The organism is Streptomyces africanus (assembly GCF_002150735.1).
Classification (GTDB): domain Bacteria; phylum Actinomycetota; class Actinomycetes; order Streptomycetales; family Streptomycetaceae; genus Streptomyces; species Streptomyces africanus.
Genome location: NZ_MUKA01000077.1, coordinates 1 through 16,227 on the forward strand (window position 1 = coordinate 1; position 16,227 = coordinate 16,227).

At 72.7% G+C, this 16,227-nt stretch carries 9 protein-coding genes; 3 read left to right on the plus strand and 6 right to left on the minus strand.

Features of this window, described 5'->3' with window-relative positions:
- From CCL05_RS12470 to CCL05_RS12480, 3 genes are all read right to left on the minus strand, one after another.
- On the minus strand, window positions 1-2,813 hold a 2,813-nt coding region (locus tag CCL05_RS12470), incomplete at its 3' end, for an ATP-dependent helicase (RefSeq protein WP_244204255.1).
- 91 nt (window positions 2,814-2,904) lie between these two features.
- Complete coding sequence (locus CCL05_RS12475) at window positions 2,905-6,219, minus strand: ATP-dependent helicase (protein ID WP_086560577.1); 3,315 nt, start codon at window positions 6,217-6,219, stop codon at window positions 2,905-2,907.
- A 284-nt stretch (window positions 6,220-6,503) separates the two neighbouring features.
- Window positions 6,504-6,926, minus strand: a complete 423-nt coding sequence (locus CCL05_RS12480; protein ID WP_086560578.1) for an MGMT family protein — start codon at window positions 6,924-6,926, stop codon at window positions 6,504-6,506.
- 186 nt (window positions 6,927-7,112) lie between these two features.
- On the opposite strand from CCL05_RS12480, the gene CCL05_RS12485 reads away from it, so the two are divergent.
- From CCL05_RS12485 to CCL05_RS12495, 3 genes are all read left to right on the plus strand, one after another.
- Window positions 7,113-9,929, plus strand: coding sequence for a lysylphosphatidylglycerol synthase domain-containing protein (locus CCL05_RS12485; RefSeq protein ID WP_086560579.1), 2,817 nt, complete (start codon window positions 7,113-7,115; stop codon window positions 9,927-9,929).
- 107 nt (window positions 9,930-10,036) lie between these two features.
- Window positions 10,037-11,584 (plus strand): alpha/beta hydrolase, encoded by a 1,548-nt coding sequence (locus tag CCL05_RS12490; RefSeq protein ID WP_086560580.1) that lies wholly within the window; start codon window positions 10,037-10,039, stop codon window positions 11,582-11,584.
- Between the two features lie 136 nt (window positions 11,585-11,720).
- Complete coding sequence (locus tag CCL05_RS12495; RefSeq protein WP_086560581.1) at window positions 11,721-13,190, plus strand: alpha/beta hydrolase; 1,470 nt, start codon at window positions 11,721-11,723, stop codon at window positions 13,188-13,190.
- 92 nt (window positions 13,191-13,282) lie between these two features.
- On the opposite strand, the gene moeZ is transcribed toward CCL05_RS12495, so the two are convergent.
- The 3 genes from moeZ to CCL05_RS12510 form a co-directional block, all read right to left on the minus strand.
- On the minus strand, window positions 13,283-14,461 hold the full coding sequence (gene moeZ / locus CCL05_RS12500; protein WP_020269791.1) for an adenylyltransferase/sulfurtransferase MoeZ: 1,179 nt from the start codon (window positions 14,459-14,461) through the stop codon (window positions 13,283-13,285).
- 63 nt (window positions 14,462-14,524) lie between these two features.
- Window positions 14,525-15,274 carry a spherulation-specific family 4 protein gene (locus CCL05_RS12505; protein WP_086560582.1) on the minus strand — a complete coding sequence of 250 codons (750 nt, stop codon included), beginning with the start codon at window positions 15,272-15,274 and terminating at the stop codon, window positions 14,525-14,527.
- Window positions 15,262-16,221 carry an NAD-dependent epimerase/dehydratase family protein gene (locus tag CCL05_RS12510; RefSeq protein ID WP_086560583.1) on the minus strand — a complete coding sequence of 320 codons (960 nt, stop codon included), beginning with the start codon at window positions 16,219-16,221 and terminating at the stop codon, window positions 15,262-15,264. The genes CCL05_RS12505 and CCL05_RS12510 overlap by 13 nt, the downstream gene beginning before the upstream one ends.
- Between the last annotated feature and the right edge of the window lie 6 nt (window positions 16,222-16,227).

Here is a 16,227-nt window from a genome sequence, read left to right on the forward strand (position 1 = left end):
GTCCTGGGGTGGGGACGCGCAGCGGGGAGTTCCGGTGGGGCCGCCTGGTGCGGGACAGTGGGGCGCTCCGCCGGCCACTCGTCCTGGCCGGCCTGCGACTCATCCCGGCCGGCCTGCCACTCGTCCCGGCCGGCCTGCCGCTCGCCCCGGTCCGCCGGGTCTTCCGCGACGGCGTCGCCCTCGAAGGGAGCGTCGTGGAACGGGTCCGGTTCGTCGTACGGAGGCTCGTCGTCCTCGGGGGGAGGCGGCCACTCCGGGTCGTCGACCCTGTCCGGGTCGTGCACGGCCGCGGGGTGCCCGTCCTCGTGGGACCCGAGGTCCTCCAGGTGCGCCAGGACGGTCGCGGCGGCCGCCCGGCGGCGGGCCAGGGCCGTCTCGTCCAGGGGCAGGGGCCACACCTGGTCGGCGGTGGCCTGGTGCAGGGCCGGGTTCTCCTCGTCCTCGGCGGGTTCGTCCGCCCAGGCCTCGATCTCGCCGTGACCGGCCGCGCAGTGCTCGTACAGGGCCTGAAGGAACGCGGACGGTCCGCGGCGCTTCTTCTGGGTGGGTCCCCACCAGTGGCCGGAGCCCAGGAGCAGGGAGCGCGGGCGGGTGAAGGTGACGTAGCCGAGGCGGAGTTCCTCGGTGTGCTGGTGTTCCTTCATGGCCTCGTGGAAGCCCCTCAGGCCCCTGGCGTCCCAGGACTCCACGTCGGGCAGCGTGTCGGCGTCGCCGCGCAGCCGGTGCGGCAGGACCTTGCCCTGGGAGGTCCACTTCTCGCGGCCCTGACTGCTGGGGAAGGTGCCGGTGACCAGCCCGGGGACGACCACGACATCCCACTCCAGGCCCTTGGACTTGTGGGCGGTGAGCACCTTGACGGTGTTCTCGCCGCCGGGGAGGGCGTTGTCGAGGCCCTTCTCGTACTGGGCGGCGGTGCGCAGGAAGCCGAGGAAGGCGAGCAGGGTGGCCTCGTTGTCGCCGGCGGCGAAGGAGGCGGCGACGTCGAGGAAGTTGGAGAGGGTCTCGCGGCGGCGCGCGGCCAGGGCGTGCGGGGACGCCGACAGCTCGACCTCCAGGCCGGTGACGGCGAGGACGCGGTGCAGGACGTCCATCAGCGGGTCGGCCAGGGAGCGGCGCAGCTCGCGCAGTTCGGTGGCCAGGCGGGCGAAGCGCACGCGCGCGTCGGGCGAGAAGGGCAGCCCGTCGTCGTCCCCGTGGCCGTCCAGCGGCGTCTCCAGGAACGTGTCGAGGGCGTCGGCGAGCGAGATCACCTCGGCCGGGTCGACCCCCTCGACGGCCTCGGCGAGCCGGCGGTCCGGGTCGTCGTCGCCCTCCACGCGCGCGTGCGACACGAGGAGCCGGGCCCGCCGCCCCAGCAGGGCGAGATCCCGCGGGCCGATGCGCCAGCGCGGGCCGGTCAGCAGCCGGACCAGAGAGGCGTTGGCACCAGGGTCCTGGAGGACCTCGCAGACGGCCACGAGGTCGGCGATCTCGGGCAGGTGCAGCAGCCCGGACAGGCCGACGACCTCGACCGGGATGTCCCGGGCGACCAGGGCGCCCTGGATCTCGGCGAAATCGGTCGCAGTGCGGCACAGGACCGCGATCTCGCCGGGTGCCGTCCCGGTCCGGACGAGGTGGGCGACGGAGTCGGCGGCCCAGTCGATCTCCTCGGCGTGGGTGCTCAGCAGGGCGCAGCGCACCATGCCGTCGCGTTCGGCGCCGGGGGCCGGGCGGAGAGCCTCCACGCCCGCGTGGAGTGCGCGCAGGGGCTCCGCGAGGCCGTTGGCGAGGTCGAGGAGACGGCCGCCGCTGCGGCGGTTCTCGCTGAGCGCCTGCCGGGTCGCGGGGCGGCCGTCGGCGTGGGCGAAGTGCTCGGGGAAGTCGTCGAGGTTGGCGACGGAGGCGCCGCGCCAGCCGTAGATGGCCTGGCAGGGGTCGCCGACCGCGGTGACGGGGTGGCCGGTGCCCTCGCCGAACAGGCCCGCCAGGAGGACGCGTTGGGCGACCGACGTGTCCTGGTACTCGTCGAGCAGGACCACCCGGAACTCGTCGCGCAGGGCGTGGCCCACCTCGGGGATCTTCGCGAGCCGGGCCGACAGGGCGATCTGGTCGCCGAAGTCGAGCAGGTCCCGCTCGCGCTTGGCGGCCCGGTAGCGGGTGACCAGCTCGGCCAGTTCGCGGCGGGCGGCGGCCGCTTCGGGCACCTTGCGCAGGTCGCCGTTGCTGAGCTTGGCGCCGCGCAGAGTCAGCAGCAGCTCGGCGTCGTACGCGCGCAGTGCCTCCGGGCGGACGAGGTGCTCGGCGAGCTCGGCGTCGAGGGCGAGGAGGTCGCCGACCAGGTCCGGGAAGGAACGGGTCAGGGCCGGGTAGGTCCCTGGGGCCTCGCGCAGTACGCGCGCGGCGAGCTGGAAGCGGGTGGCGTCGGCGAGCAGCCGGGACGTGGGCTCCAGGCCGATGCGCAGGCCGTGGTCGGTGAGCAGGCGGCCCGCGAAGGCGTGGTACGTGGAGATCACCGGCTCGCCCGGCGGGTTGTCGGGGTCGATGGCGTCCGGGTCGGTGACCCCGGCCTTGACGAGCGCCTTGCGGACGCGCTCGGCGAGTTCGGCGGCGGCCTTGTTGGTGAAGGTGAGGCCGAGCACCTGCTCGGGGGCGACCTGGCCGGTGCCGACCAGCCAGACCACGCGTGCCGCCATCACCGTCGTCTTGCCCGAGCCGGCTCCGGCCACGATCACCTGCGGGGCGGGCGGCGCGGTGATGCAGGCCATCTGCTCGGGGGTGAACGGGATGCCGAGGAGCTCCTTGAGCTGCTCGGGGTCAGTGATACGGGCGGGCACGTCACAGAGGCTAGCGGCGGCCACTGACAGTGGCGGCCGGATCGGCTTCCGGGACGGAAGACGCCCAGGTCAGCGCAGGTCGTGCGATAGATCACTCCACGACATGACGGCCCTCCTGGCGCGCGCTGCACGAGGCCCGGAACGCGCAGTGCGTGCAGTGCTGGCCGGCCGTCGGCGTGAAGCGTTCGTCGAGGACCTTGCCGGCGGCGGTGGCCAGCAGATCGCCGACCCACTCCCCCTCCAGCGGCTCCTGGGCCTGCACCTTGGGCAGGGTCTCGCCGCCGTCGCGCTGGGCGGCGCCCTGGCGCAGATGGACGAGTTCCGCGCCGCCCGGTTCGGGGCGCACACCGTCGAAGACGTCATCGACGGCACCCTCGCGGACGGCCAGCTGGTAGACGGCGAGCTGCGGGTGGCGCTCCATTTCCTTGCCGGTGGGCGCCTGTTTGCCGGTCTTGAAGTCGACCACGTAGGCACGGCCCTCGCCGTCCGCCTCCACGCGGTCCATCTGACCGCGGATGCGCACCTGGTAGTCACCGGCTTCGAGGGTGACGTCGAAGTCGTGCTCGCTGGCCACCGGGGTGCGCCCGGTGCGGTCCATGACGTGCCACTTCAGGAACCGTTCGAGCGCCACGCGCGCGTTGTCCTTCTCCTGGTCCGACTTCCACGGCGCGTCGAAGGCCAGGGCGTTCCACACGGAGTCGAGCCGTTCCATGAGGACGGAGAGGTCGGCCGGGGTGTGCCCGGAGGCGACCTCGTCGGCGAGGACGTGCACGACGTTGCCGAAGCCCTGGGCTGCGGTCGCGGGCGCGTCGGCCTTCACCTCGCGGCCCAGGAACCATTGCAGGGCACAGGTGTTGGCGAGCTGGTCGAGGGCGCTGCCGGAGAGCACGAGGGGCTGGTCGCGGTCGCGCAGCGGCACCTTGGACTCGGTCGGCTCGAACATGCCCCACCAGCGGTAGGGGTGCGCGGACGGCACCAAGGGGCGGCCGTCCTCGTCGGCGAGGGCGGCGAGCCGGGCGAGGCGGCGGGCGGCGGCTTCCCGGAGGGCGTCGGAGACACGCGGGTCGACCGTGGTGGCGCGCAGTTCGGCCACGAGTGCCGCGACGGACAGCGGGCGGCGCGGGCGTCCCGTGACGTCCTTGGGTTCGACGCCGAGTTCGGTCAGGAAGCGGGAGGGCTGGTCGCCGTCGTCCGCCGGGGCCTTGACCGCGGTCACGACGAGCCGTTCACGCGCGCGCGTGGCGGCCACGTAGAACAGGCGGCGCTCCTCGGCGAGCAGCGCGCCGGGGGTGAGGGGTTCGGCGAGTCCGTCGCGGCCGATGCGGTCGGCCTCCAGCAGGGAGCCGCGGCGGCGCAGATCCGGCCACAGGCCCTCCTGGACGCCCGCGACGACCACGAGGCGCCATTCCAGGCCCTTGGAGCGGTGCGCGGTCATCAGGCGGACCGCGTCGGGGCGTACGGCGCGGCGCGTGAGGGTGTCGGCGGCGATGTCCTCCGCCTCGATCTCCTCCAGGAAGTTGAGGGCGCCCCGGCCGCCGGTGCGCTCCTCGGCACGGGCCGCGGTCGCGAACAGCGCGCAGACGGCGTCCAGATCACGGTCCGCGTTGCGCCCGGCCGCGCCGCCCCGGCGTGCGGCCCGCTCCAGCCGCGCGGGCCACGGCGTGCCCTCCCACAGGTCCCACAGCGCCTCCTCGGCCGTACCGCCGCCCGCCAGCCGCTCCCGGGCCTTGCGCAGCAGCGCGCCGAGGCGCTGGGCACCCCGCGCGTACGTGGGGTCGTGCACGGCGAGGCGCTCCGGCTCGGCGAGTGCCTGCGCGAGCAGCACGTCGGAGGGCGGCGGCAGCGGGTTGCCCGCGGCCCGCTCCTCGTCACGCAGGGCCCGGCCGAGGCGGCGCAGGTCGGCGGCGTCCATGCTCGCCAGCGGGGACGTGAGGAGGGTGAGGGCGGTCTCGGTGTCGAGCCAGGAGCTCACCTCGGGTTCCCCGGAAGCCGCCTCCCCATCGGTCCCCGAGACCTCCGCCATGGCCACCGCCCGCAGCGCCGTCAGCAGCGGCGCCACCGCCGGTTCGTGACGCAGGGGCACGTCGTCACCGTCGACGTCCACGGGCACGCCGGCCGCTGTGAGGGCGCGGCGGACCGTCGGGACGGTGCGGGAGCCGGCACGCACCAGGACGGCCATGTCGCTCCAGGGGACGCCGTCCTCCAGGTGCGCCCTGCGGAGGATGTCGGCGATGTTGTCCAGCTCCGTGCCGGGTGTCGGGTACGTGTACGCCTCGACGCGGCCGCCGTCCCGTACGGGCGCGAGTTCGCGGTGGGCGCGCACCTTCTCGGCGGGCAGGCGGGTCAGCGGCATGCGCTGGGTCAGCAGCCGCGTGGCGGCCAGCAGGGCGGCGCCGGAGCGGCGGGACGTGCGCAGCACGGCGACGGGGGCCGGGCGGCCGTCCGCGCGCGGGAAGGCGTGCGGGAAGTCGAGGATGCCGTTCACGTCCGCGCCGCGGAACGCGTAGATCGACTGGTCGGGGTCACCGAAGGCGACGAGCGTGCGGCCGCCGCCGGCCAGCGCGTGCAGCAGTCGTACCTGAGCGGGATCCGTGTCCTGGTACTCGTCGACGTAGACGGCGTCGTACCGGGCGGCGAGCCGCGCGGCGACCTCGGGCCGGCGGGCGAGGAGCACCGCGCGGTGGACGAGTTCCGCGTAGTCGATCACGCCCTGGAGGTCGAGCACGTCGAGGTACTCGGCGAGGAACGCGGCCGCGGCGCGCCAGTCGGGACGTCCCGTGCGGCGGGCGAAGGCGTCCAGGGTGTCCGGGCCGAGACCCAGTTCACGGGTGCGGGCGAGGACCGCGCGGACCTCGTCGGCGAAACCACGGGTGGTCAGGCAGGCGCGCAGTTCGTCCGGCCAGCGCACGTGCCCGAGCCCGAGCCGCTCCAGGTCCACCTGGCCGGCGAGCAGTTCCCGGACCGAGACGTCCTGCTCGGGGCCGGACAGCAGCCGCAGCGGCTCCACGAACAGGTCGCTGTCCTGGTGAGCTCGGACCAGGGCGTAGCAGAACGAGTGGAAGGTGGTCGCCTGGGGTGCGTGGGCCGCGCCGCTGCGCAGGGCCATGCGGTCGCGCAGCTCGACGGCCGCCCTGCGGCTGAAGGTGAGCACCAGGACGCGCTCGGGGTCTGATCCCCGGGCGATGCGCTCGGCCACGGACTCGACGAGCGTGGTGGTCTTGCCGGTGCCCGGACCTGCCAGAACGAGCAGGGGGCCGGTGGCGTGGTCAACCACGGAACGCTGCGCGGCGTCCAAAAGAGGGGGGTCCAGCCGGTCAGGCGGGGTACGTACCAGTCGGTAAGCGCCACGGCTCCCCCGCTGCACCCGGGGGTGCGACAGGCCGCTGGTGGAGAAAAAGGAGCTCACGTGGTTCGCCGGTCCTGGTGGAAGTGCTGGTTGGCGGGCCACCGCGCGTGGCGGGCGGTGACCGCGGGGTGACGGGGACGCGTGCAGCCGACGCTACGCCGACGGGGAAGGCGGAAGCAGGGCTTCCCCTTCTTCCCGCCAGTCACCCGAGGCCCCCACGGCACTCAAGGCGCTTGCGGCACTCATGTCCCTCATCTCACGAACGTACGTCATCTCGGCGCCGTGCCCCGATTCCCCCGTGCGGATCACGGGTCACACGGGAGGGCGTCCGATGCCGGAAGCTGTCAGGTGTGACCCTCCGCGCGTTCGCCGCCGTCCCAGCGCGCCCGTCTCATGTCGAGGCGCGGCTGGTGGCCCTCGGCGGCCCGGCTCGCCTCCTTCAGGGGCGTGCCCTCCGCGCGGTAGTGGCCGAGCGCCCGCTGCTCGTGGCCCGGCAGCAGGACGCCGTCCGCGCGGACGACGCGCCACCACGGAACGGCTCCGCCGTAGAGCGCCATCACGCGGCCGACCTGCCGCGGACCGCCCTCCTCCAGCCACTCGGCGACGTCCCCGTATGTCATGACACGGCCCGGCGGGATCAGTTCGGCGACGTCCAGGACGCGCTCGGCGTACGCGGGCAGCGCTTCTTCGGGCGCCTCACGGGTGCCGTCGTACCCCGTGCGGGCGTCCTGCGCGCCGGCGTCCCGCGGAAGACTCTCCTCGCTCATCCGCCCCATCCTGCCCCACCCCACCGACAACGGGACGGGCGTGCTCCGGAGCGTTTGCCTCCCCCGGCGGGGTTGCGTCGGGCAGACTGTCCGCCCCCGCATGTGCACCCTGATGCCCCCGTGTGTCGGTGCGGCATGCCACCATCGTGCGGGCGGTGACCGGTGATACGAGACCAAGAAGAGACGATGAAGCAGCAGGGTGCGCACCCCGAGGACCCGGAGGGCCCCTCTGACGCTTCGTCGCGCCCGGGCACTCCGGCCGACGGCCCGGAACCGGCCGGTGAGCAGGCCGGGACGGCCGCGGAGGAGTCCGGTGAGAAGGCGCCGGCGACCTCGGAGAAGTTCCGCAAGAAGGCCCCGGCGTCCGGCAGGAAGCCCCCGGCGTCCGCCGACGACGAGGAGACCGTGCACATCGACGAGGTGGAGGGCGACGAACCGCTGCTCCCCGCGCGCGTGCACCGCCCGTCCGACCTGATGCGGCTCCTGGTGGGCGTGCTCGCCGTGGCGCTGCTGATCGGCATCGCCGCGTTCGCGCACGGCACCACCTCGGGCCTGGAACAGGACATCAACAAGGGCACGGGCCAGGCGCCCGACCTGCTCATCAAGATCGCCGGACTGGCCTCCAGCATCGCGATCCTGCTGGTGCCGGTCGCCTTCGCCATCGAGCGGCTGATCAAGCGGGACGGACTCAGAATCGCCGACGGCGTGCTCGCGGCCGTCCTCGCCCACGGTGTGACCCTCGCCACCGACCTGTGGGTCGCCCGCGCCGCCCCCGACTCGATCCAGGAGGCGCTCACCCAGCCCTCCCCCGGTGACATCCACGCGCTGACCGACCCCGTGCACGGCTATCTGGCGCCGGTCATCGCGTACATGACGGCCGTCGGCATGTCCCGCCGACCCAGATGGCGCACGGTGTTGTGGGTCGTACTGCTCCTCGACGCCTTCTCGATGCTCGTCACCGGGTACACGACACCGTTCTCGATCATCCTGACGGTGCTGATCGGCTGGACCGTGGCCTACGGCACGCTCTACGCGGTCGGCTCGCCCAACGTCCGGCCCACCGGGCAGACCCTGATGGCGGGCCTGCGGACGGTCGGCTTCCGCCCGGTCAGCGCGTCCCGCGAGGACATCTCGGACAACCCGGACGCCGGCGACCGGGGCCGCCGCTACTTCGTCACACTCGAGGACGGCCCGCCGCTGGACGTGACGGTGGTCGACCGGGAGCAGCAGGCCCAGGGCTTCTTCTACCGCGCGTGGCGCAACCTGACCCTGCGCGGCTTCGCCACCCGCAGCAGCCTCCAGTCGCTGCGGCAGGCCCTGGAGCAGGAGGCGCTGCTGGCGTACGCGGCGATCGCGGCCGGCGCCAACGCGCCCAAGCTGATCGCCACGTCGGAGCTGGGTCCCGACGCGGTGATGCTCGTCTACGAACACAGCGGCGGCCGCACCCTGGACTCGCTGCCGGACGGGGAGATCACCGACGCCCTGCTGAGCGACACCTGGCACCAGGTGAAGGCCCTGCAGTCCCGGCGCATCGCACACCGCAGGCTGGTCGGCGACGCGATTCTGGTGGATCGTTCCGGCATGGTGATCCTCACCGACCTGCGCGTCGGCGAGATCGCGGCCGGTGACCTGCTGCTGCGCATGGACACGTCCCAGCTGCTGGTGACCCTCGGCCTCCGGGTGGGCGCCGAGCGGGCGGTGGCCTCGGCGGTGGAGGTGCTCGGCCCCGACGCGGTGGCGGACTGTCTGCCGATGCTCCAGCCCATCGCGCTCAGCCGCTCCACGCGCGCGACGCTGCGCAGACTGGCCCGGGAGCGGGCCCAGCGCGAGCGCGAGGCGGTCCTGGAGGCGTCCCGGCAGGCCAAGCAGGCGCGCCTGGAGGACGCCTCGGACGAGGCCGCGCCGGCCCTGGAGAAACCCGACAAGAAGGCCGTACGGGCGGAGCAGCGGGCCGAGAAGCGGGCCATCGACGAGGCCCTGGAGGAGGCGCGCGAGGAGGACCTGCTCACGCAGATCCGGCACGAGGTGCTGCGGATCAGGCCGCAGGCACCCGTCGAGCCGGCCCGGCTGGAGCGGGTGCGGCCGCGCACGCTGATCAGTTTCATGGCCGGCGCGATCGGCGCGTACTTCCTGCTGACGCAGCTCACGCACATCGAGTTCGGGCCGCTCATCGCGAACGCCGAGTGGGGCTGGGTCGCCGCGGCCGTGCTGTTCTCGATGATCAGCTACATCGCGGCGGCGATGGCCCTGCTGGGGTTCGTGCCCGAGCGGGTGCCGTTCGTGCGGACCGTGGCGGCGCAGGTCGCCGGGTCGTTCGTGAAGATCGTCGCCCCGGCGGCGGTGGGCGGTGTCGCCCTCAACACGCGCTTCCTCCAGCGCGCGGGAGTGCGCCCGGGGCTCGCGGTGGCGAGCGTGGGAGCGTCGCAGCTGTTCGGGCTCGGCTGCCACATCCTGATGCTGCTGTCCTTCGGCTATCTGACCGGCACCGAGAAGACGCCGTCCCTGTCGCCGTCCCGGACGGTCATCGCGGGTCTGCTGACGGTGGCGGTGCTCGTGCTCGTGGTGACCTCGGTGCCGTTCCTGCGGAAGTTCGTGGTCACGCGCGTGAGGTCGCTGTTCGCGGGGGTCGTGCCGCGCATGCTGGACGTGCTCCAGCGGCCGCAGAAGCTGGTCACCGGCATCGGCGGCATGCTGCTGCTGACCGCCTGCTTCGTGATGTGCCTGGACGCGTCGATCCGCGCGTTCGGCGACGAGTCCACGTCGATCAGCCTCGCCAGCGTCGCCGTCGTGTTCCTCGCGGGCAACGCCCTGGGGTCCGCGGCGCCGACCCCGGGCGGCGTGGGCGCGGTCGAGGCCACCCTGACCGTCGGCCTGATCGCCGTCGGGCTGCCGAAGGAGGTCGCGGCACCGGCGGTCCTGCTGTTCCGCCTGCTGACACTGTGGCTGCCCGTGCTGCCGGGCTGGCTGGCCTTCAACCACCTCACGCGCAAGCAGGCCCTCTGACCCGGCCGGCCCGGGCCTTTCAGCACCACCGAAGCACCATCCGCCCCTCTTACCTCGTACGGCACGCGTCCCGCGCGGGCGGCCCACCGCCGCCGCAGGATGGAACCATGCCAACCCTCCTCCGGCTGCGCGCCGCCGCCCTGACCGCCACCGCCGTGCTGCTGTCCGCCGGGCTGGCGAGCTGCGGTGACGACGGCGCCAAGGACGAGGACCTGACGCAGCAGGAGCTGAGCTGGAAGGACTGCCCGGCCCCGTCCGATGCCCAGGGAGGAGGCGCCGCGCCCTCACCGCTGCCGGGCGGCGGCGAGTGGCAGTGCGCCACCATGAAGGCCCCGCTGGACTGGGACGACCCCAAGGGCGACACGATCGGCCTGGAACTCATCCGGGCCAGGAGCAGCGGCGACAAGAGCGCCCGCATCGGCTCGCTCATCTTCAACTTCGGCGGCCCCGGCGGCTCGGGCGTCACCTCTCTGCCGTCCTTCGTGGAGGACTACGGCACCCTGCGCACGCGCTACGACCTGGTCAGCTTCGACCCCCGCGGTGTCGGCCGCAGCGCCCCCGTGATCTGTGAGAACGACCAGCAGCTCGACGCGTACTTCCAGCAGGACGCCACGCCCGACGACCCCGCCGAACGCACCGAACTCCTCGACAACACCAAGGAGTTCAACGACGCCTGCGAGCAGCACTCCGAGAAGGTCCTGCCGCACGTGACCACCACCGACGCGGCCCGCGACCTGGACCTGATGCGCCAGGTCCTGGGCGACGGGAAACTGCACTACTTCGGCATCTCCTACGGCACCGAACTCGGCGGCGTCTACGCCCACCTGTTCCCCGAGCGGGTCGGCCGCGCCGTGTTCGACGCCGTCGTCGATCCCACGCAGAACGCCGAACAGGGCTCGCTCGCGCAGACCAAGGGCTTCCAGCTCGCGCTGGACAACTTCGCCGAGGACTGCGTGTCGAAGGCCGAGGAGTGCCCCCTCGGCGACAGCGCGCAGGACGTGAAGGACCGTATCGCCGGACTGCTGAAGGACCTCGACCGCACACCGATCCCGGGTGTCTTCCCGCGCCAGCTGACCCAGACCGCGGCGACCAGCGGCATCCTCCAGGCGCTGTACTCGAAGGACTTCTGGCAGTACCTCACCGAGGGCCTGCAACAGGCGTACGACGGCGACGGCAGCATCCTGATGCTGCTGTCCGACACGATGAACGGGCGCGAGGAGAACGGTGAGTACAGCAACTTCTCCGCCGCCAACATCGCCATCAACTGCGCGGACGACAAAGCTCGCTACGACACCGCCTTCGTGGAGCGGAAACAGCCCGAGTTCCGGGCGGCCTCCGACCTGTTCGGCGACTTCCTGGCCTGGGGCATGATCAGTTGCACCGACTGGGCCGTGCCGGGCGCCGCCGACCACCCGGACGTGAGCGCGCCGGGTTCGGCTCCGATCCTGGTCGTCGGCAACACCGGCGACCCGGCCACCCCGTACGAGGGCGCACGGAAGATGGTGGAGGCGCTGGGCAAAGGCGTCGGGGTCGAGCTGACGTACCGGGGGCAGGGGCACGGCGCGTACGACAGCAAGAACAAGTGCGTGCGGGACGCGGTGGACGGCTATCTGCTGGGCGGAAAGGTGCCGCGCGCGGGGACCGTCTGCGCCTGAGATCAAGCCCTGACTTAAAGAACGCGCAGGTCAGAAGGTTATCCACAGGCTGTCACGGTCGGTGCGGGAACTGCCTACCATGGCCTGACCGCCATCCGCTGCACGGTGCGGACGGCCTGCGAGGGGGGATGTGCACATGACGCGTTTCGTACGGTGGACCGCTCTGGCGGTCACCTCGGCACTGCTTGCCGCGGGATGCGGCGGCGGCTCGTCGGACGACGACAAGCGCGGGCTCTCCTGGGGCCGCTGCGAGGCCACCGGCGACGCTCCCGCGCCGAGCAGCGACTGGCAGTGCGCGACGCTGAAGGTGCCGCTGGACTGGTCGAAGCCGGACGGCGAGACGATCGGGCTGGCGCTGATCCGCGCCAAGGCCCGCGGCGACGACCGCGTGGGCTCGCTCCTGTTCAACTTCGGCGGTCCCGGTGCCTCGGGCGTGTCCATGATGCCGTCGTACGCCCCGACCGTCTCCTCGCTGCGCGAGCGATACGACCTGGTGAGCTGGGACCCGCGCGGGGTCGGCGCCAGCGAGGGCGTGCGCTGCCGCGGCGACAAGGAGATCCAGGCGGCCGAGTCGGTGGACGCCACCCCGGACACACCCGCGGAGGAGAAGGCCTACTTCCAGGACGCCGCCGACTTCGCCAAGGGCTGCCGGAAGGACGCCGGAAAGCTGATGGCGCACGTGTCGACCGCCGACTCGGCCCGCGACATGGACCGTATCCGGGAGGTCCTGGGCGACGAGAAGATGCACTACTTCGGCATCTCCTACGGCACCGAACTGGGCGGCACCTATGCGCATCTGTTCCCGAAGAACGTGGGGCGGATGACCCTGGACGCGGTCGTGGACCCCGGCGCCGACGCGGTGGGGCACGCCCGGAACCAGGCCAGGGGCTTCCAGCGCGCGCTGAACGGCTACCTGAAGTCCACGGGCCAGGACCCGGCGGAGGGCTCGCGGAAGATCGCGGACCTGCTGCGGCGGATCGACGCCCGGCCCCTGCCGACGGGCACGCCCGGGCGGAAGCTGACGCAGACGCTCGCGGTCACCGGCATCATCCTGCCGCTGTACAGCAGGGACAGCTGGCCGACACTGACCAGCGCCCTCGACGCGGCCGAACGGGGAGACGGCTCGGAGCTGCTGACCCTCGCCGACCGCTACAACGAACGGGACCCATCGGGAGGCTACGGCACGACGACCCACGCCCAACGAGTCATATCGTGCCTGGACGACAGGCAGCGGCCGACCGCGGCGACCACCAGGAAGCTGCTGCCTCAGTTCGAGAAGATCTCTCCGGTCTTCGGGACGTTCCTCGGCTGGGACACGGCCGGCTGGTGCCACGACTGGCCGGTGCCCGGGCAGCACGACACCCCGGAGGTGAGCGCCCCCGGCGCGGCGCCGGTCCTGGTGGTCGGCAACACCGGCGACCCGGCCACGCCGTACGAGGGTGCCCGGAGGATGGCCGACGAGCTGGGCAAGGGCGTCGGAGTGATGCTCACCTGGCGAGGCGAGGGACATGGCGCGTACGGCAGTGGCAGCGACTGTGTCGACTCCACGGTGGACGCGTATCTGCTGGACGGTTCGGTGCCGAAGGACGGCAAGGTCTGCTCATGACGACGGCGGGGGCTCCGGGCACCCGTGGTGCGCGAAGCCCCCGCCGTTCGCGAAGGGAGGCCGGCAACGACTCGGTGTGCCGGCGCGTCCGGTCAGTACACCGGCTTGTCCGGCTCGATCTGGTTGACCCAGCCGATCACGCCGCCGCCGACGTGCACCGCGTCCGAGAAGCCCGCGGACTTCAGGACCGCGAGGACTTCCGCACTGCGGACACCCGTCTTGCAGTGCAGGACGATCTTCTTGTCCTGCGGGAGGCTCTCCAGGGCGGTGCCCATGAGGAACTCGTTCTTCGGGATCAGCCGAGCGCCCGGGATGGAGACGATCTCGTACTCGTTCGGCTCGCGGACGTCGATGATGTCGATGCTCTCGCCGTCGTCGATCCACTCCTTGAGCTGCTTGGGAGTGATCGTGGAGTCGGCGGCCGCCGCCTGGGCCTCCTCGGACACGACGCCGCAGAAGGCCTCGTAGTCGATGAGCTCGGTGACGGTCGGGTTCTCGCCGCAGACCGCGCAGTCCGGGTCCTTGCGGACCTTGACCTGGCGGTACTGCATCTCCAGGGCGTCGTAGATCATCAGCCGGCCGACCAGCGGCTCACCGATGCCGGCAAGCAGCTTGATGGCCTCGTTGACCTGGATGGAGCCGATGGACGCGCACAGCACGCCCAGGACGCCGCCCTCGGCGCAGGAGGGGACCATGCCGGGGGGCGGGGGCTCCGGGTACAGGCAGCGGTAGCAGGGGCCGTGCTCGGACCAGAACACGGAGGCCTGGCCGTCGAAGCGGTAGATCGAACCCCACACGTACGGCTTGTTCAGCAGCACGCAGGCGTCGTTGACCAGGTAGCGGGTCGCGAAGTTGTCCGTGCCGTCGACGATCAGGTCGTACTGGCTGAAGATCTCCATCACGTTGTCGGCCTCGAGCCGCTCCTCGTGAAGGATCACGTTCACGTACGGGTTGATGCCCTTGACGCTGTCACGGGCGGACTCCGCCTTGGGGCGGCCGATGTCGGCCTGGCTGTGGATGATCTGGCGCTGCAGGTTCGACTCGTCGACCTCGTCGAACTCCACGATGCCGAGGGTCCCGACGCCCGCGGCGGCCAGGTACATCAGCGCCGGCGAGCCCAGGCCGCCGGCGCCCACACACAGCACCTTGGCGTTCTTCAGCCGCTTCTGCCCGTCCATCCCGACGTCGGGGATGATCAGGTGGCGGGAGTACCTGCGGACCTCGTCTACGGTGAGCTCGGAAGCCGGCTCGACCAGGGGTGGCAGCGACACGGGGACTCCGTTGGTCGGTCAATCACTACGGTTGTTCTCCCCGTAACAGTGCCATGCGCTTTTTCATTCCGAGACACCTGTTCCGACCAGCGAGACGATGTCGTCCCAGTAGCCGGGCATGGTCTCCCAGGGATCGGTGCGGCCGCCGTGGTCGGTGTGGTCGGTGAACCAGATCGTCGCGGCGCCCTGCCGGCGGGCGATGCGCAGTGCCTCCTCCAGATGCGGGCGGGGCACTCCGTGGACGAAGTGGCAGAAGCGCTCGGGCGGAAGGTCGGCGGTCCACTCGGCCACCTGGGACCAGCGGTAGTCGCTCCACGGGCCGGAGAAGGTGACCAGCTGGTCGGCGAGCTGGGCGTAGCCCGGGTGCGGGTGGATGCCGTGGCCGAGGACGATGTGGGCCTCGTCACGGATCACGCGGAGCGTGGCGACCGTGCGGCGCACCTCGGGCAGCCCGGCGTGGTCCGCCGGGCAGCGGTCCAGGAGGAAGCCGTCGACCTGGTACCAGTCGACGAACCGGTGGGCATCGGAGATCAGCTCGCCGAAGTTCCGGGTGCCGTACCGGGTGTCGAGGCGGCCGAGGACGCGGATGCCCGCGTTGCGCAGGCGGCCGGCCGCCTCCAGGCAGTGCGGGTCGGGGCGGGTGCCGGGGCCGTCGGCCACATTGAGCACCACCCAGTGCAGCGGGGTGCCGGGGCGGGTGAGTTCGCCCCACTCGGTGGGGGCGAGGAGGGGATGCGCGTAGCCGGGGACTCCGACGCCGGAGCGGAGTTCCGTGCCGGAGGTGCGCGGCCAGGTGCTGGTCAGATGCGGCATGCCGCCTCCATCCAGATGTCGGCGAGGGACTCCTCGAGGCCGATCCGGGGGCGCCAGCCGAGCCGGTCGCGGGCGGTGCGCACATCGGCCTGCTGCCAGCTGCCGCAGCCGTCCGGGTACGGGTACGCGACCGGAGGGGCGTGGTCCGGGTCGGGGCGGGGGTGGCCGATGGCCGGGCGCAGGGCACCGGGAGGGCCGTCGAGTTCGTGGAGGGCGCCGCCGTATCCGGCCACGCGGGCGAGGACCGCGGCGGCGTCGCGCAGGCGGACGGCGCGTCCCGAGCCGATGTTGATGACGCCCTGCGCGGCGGAGAGCGAGGCGGCGTGCACGGCCCGGGCCACGTCCCGGACGTCGACGAAGTCGCGCTGCGCGCCGAGGCCGCCGAGTTTCAGCTCGCCGTCGCCGGACTGCATGGCGCGGCGCATGGCCTCGGCGAGCCGGCCCAGCGGGGAGCCGGCGGGGGTGCCGGGCCCGGCCGGTGAGAAGACGCGCAGGACGACGGCGTCCAGGCCGGAGCCGAGGACGAGTTCGGTGGCGGCGAGTTTGCTGACGCCGTACGGGCCGCCGGGCCGGGGGACGGCGTCCTCCGCCGTGGAGGAGCCGGGCTGGCTGGGTCCGTACTCGGCGCTGCACCCGATCTGCACCAGACGGGCACCGCAGCCGCTGCGGCGCAGGGCCTCGCAGACGGTGGCCACGGCGACGGTGTTGTGGCGGGTCAGCTCGCGGGCACCGCCCCGGGTGGCGCCGGCGCAGTTGACGACGACGCCCGGGTGGACCGCGTCGAGGAAGCGGGTGAGGGCGCCGGGGCTGCCGGACGCGAGGTCGAAGCGGACGTCGGCGTCGTCGCCCCGGCCGAGGGCGGTGAGCTGTACGGCCGGGTCGGCGAGCAGGCGGTCGGCGACGAAGCGGCCGATGTAGCCGTTGGCTCCGATCAGCAGGACTCTCATCGCGCG

Bases quoted from the DNA above. Each gene is read 5' to 3' on its own strand.
- CCL05_RS12480 (WP_086560578.1), bottom strand. From the start codon at position 6,926: ATGAGCGAGGAGAGTCTTCCGCGGGACGCCGGCGCGCAGGACGCCCGC.
- CCL05_RS12485 (WP_086560579.1), top strand. From the start codon at position 7,113: ATGAAGCAGCAGGGTGCGCACCCCGAGGACCCGGAGGGCCCCTCTGAC.
- CCL05_RS12490 (WP_086560580.1), top strand. From the start codon at position 10,037: ATGCCAACCCTCCTCCGGCTGCGCGCCGCCGCCCTGACCGCCACCGCC.
- CCL05_RS12495 (WP_086560581.1), top strand. From the start codon at position 11,721: ATGACGCGTTTCGTACGGTGGACCGCTCTGGCGGTCACCTCGGCACTG.
- CCL05_RS12505 (WP_086560582.1), bottom strand. From the start codon at position 15,274: ATGCCGCATCTGACCAGCACCTGGCCGCGCACCTCCGGCACGGAACTC.
- CCL05_RS12510 (WP_086560583.1), bottom strand. From the start codon at position 16,221: ATGAGAGTCCTGCTGATCGGAGCCAACGGCTACATCGGCCGCTTCGTC.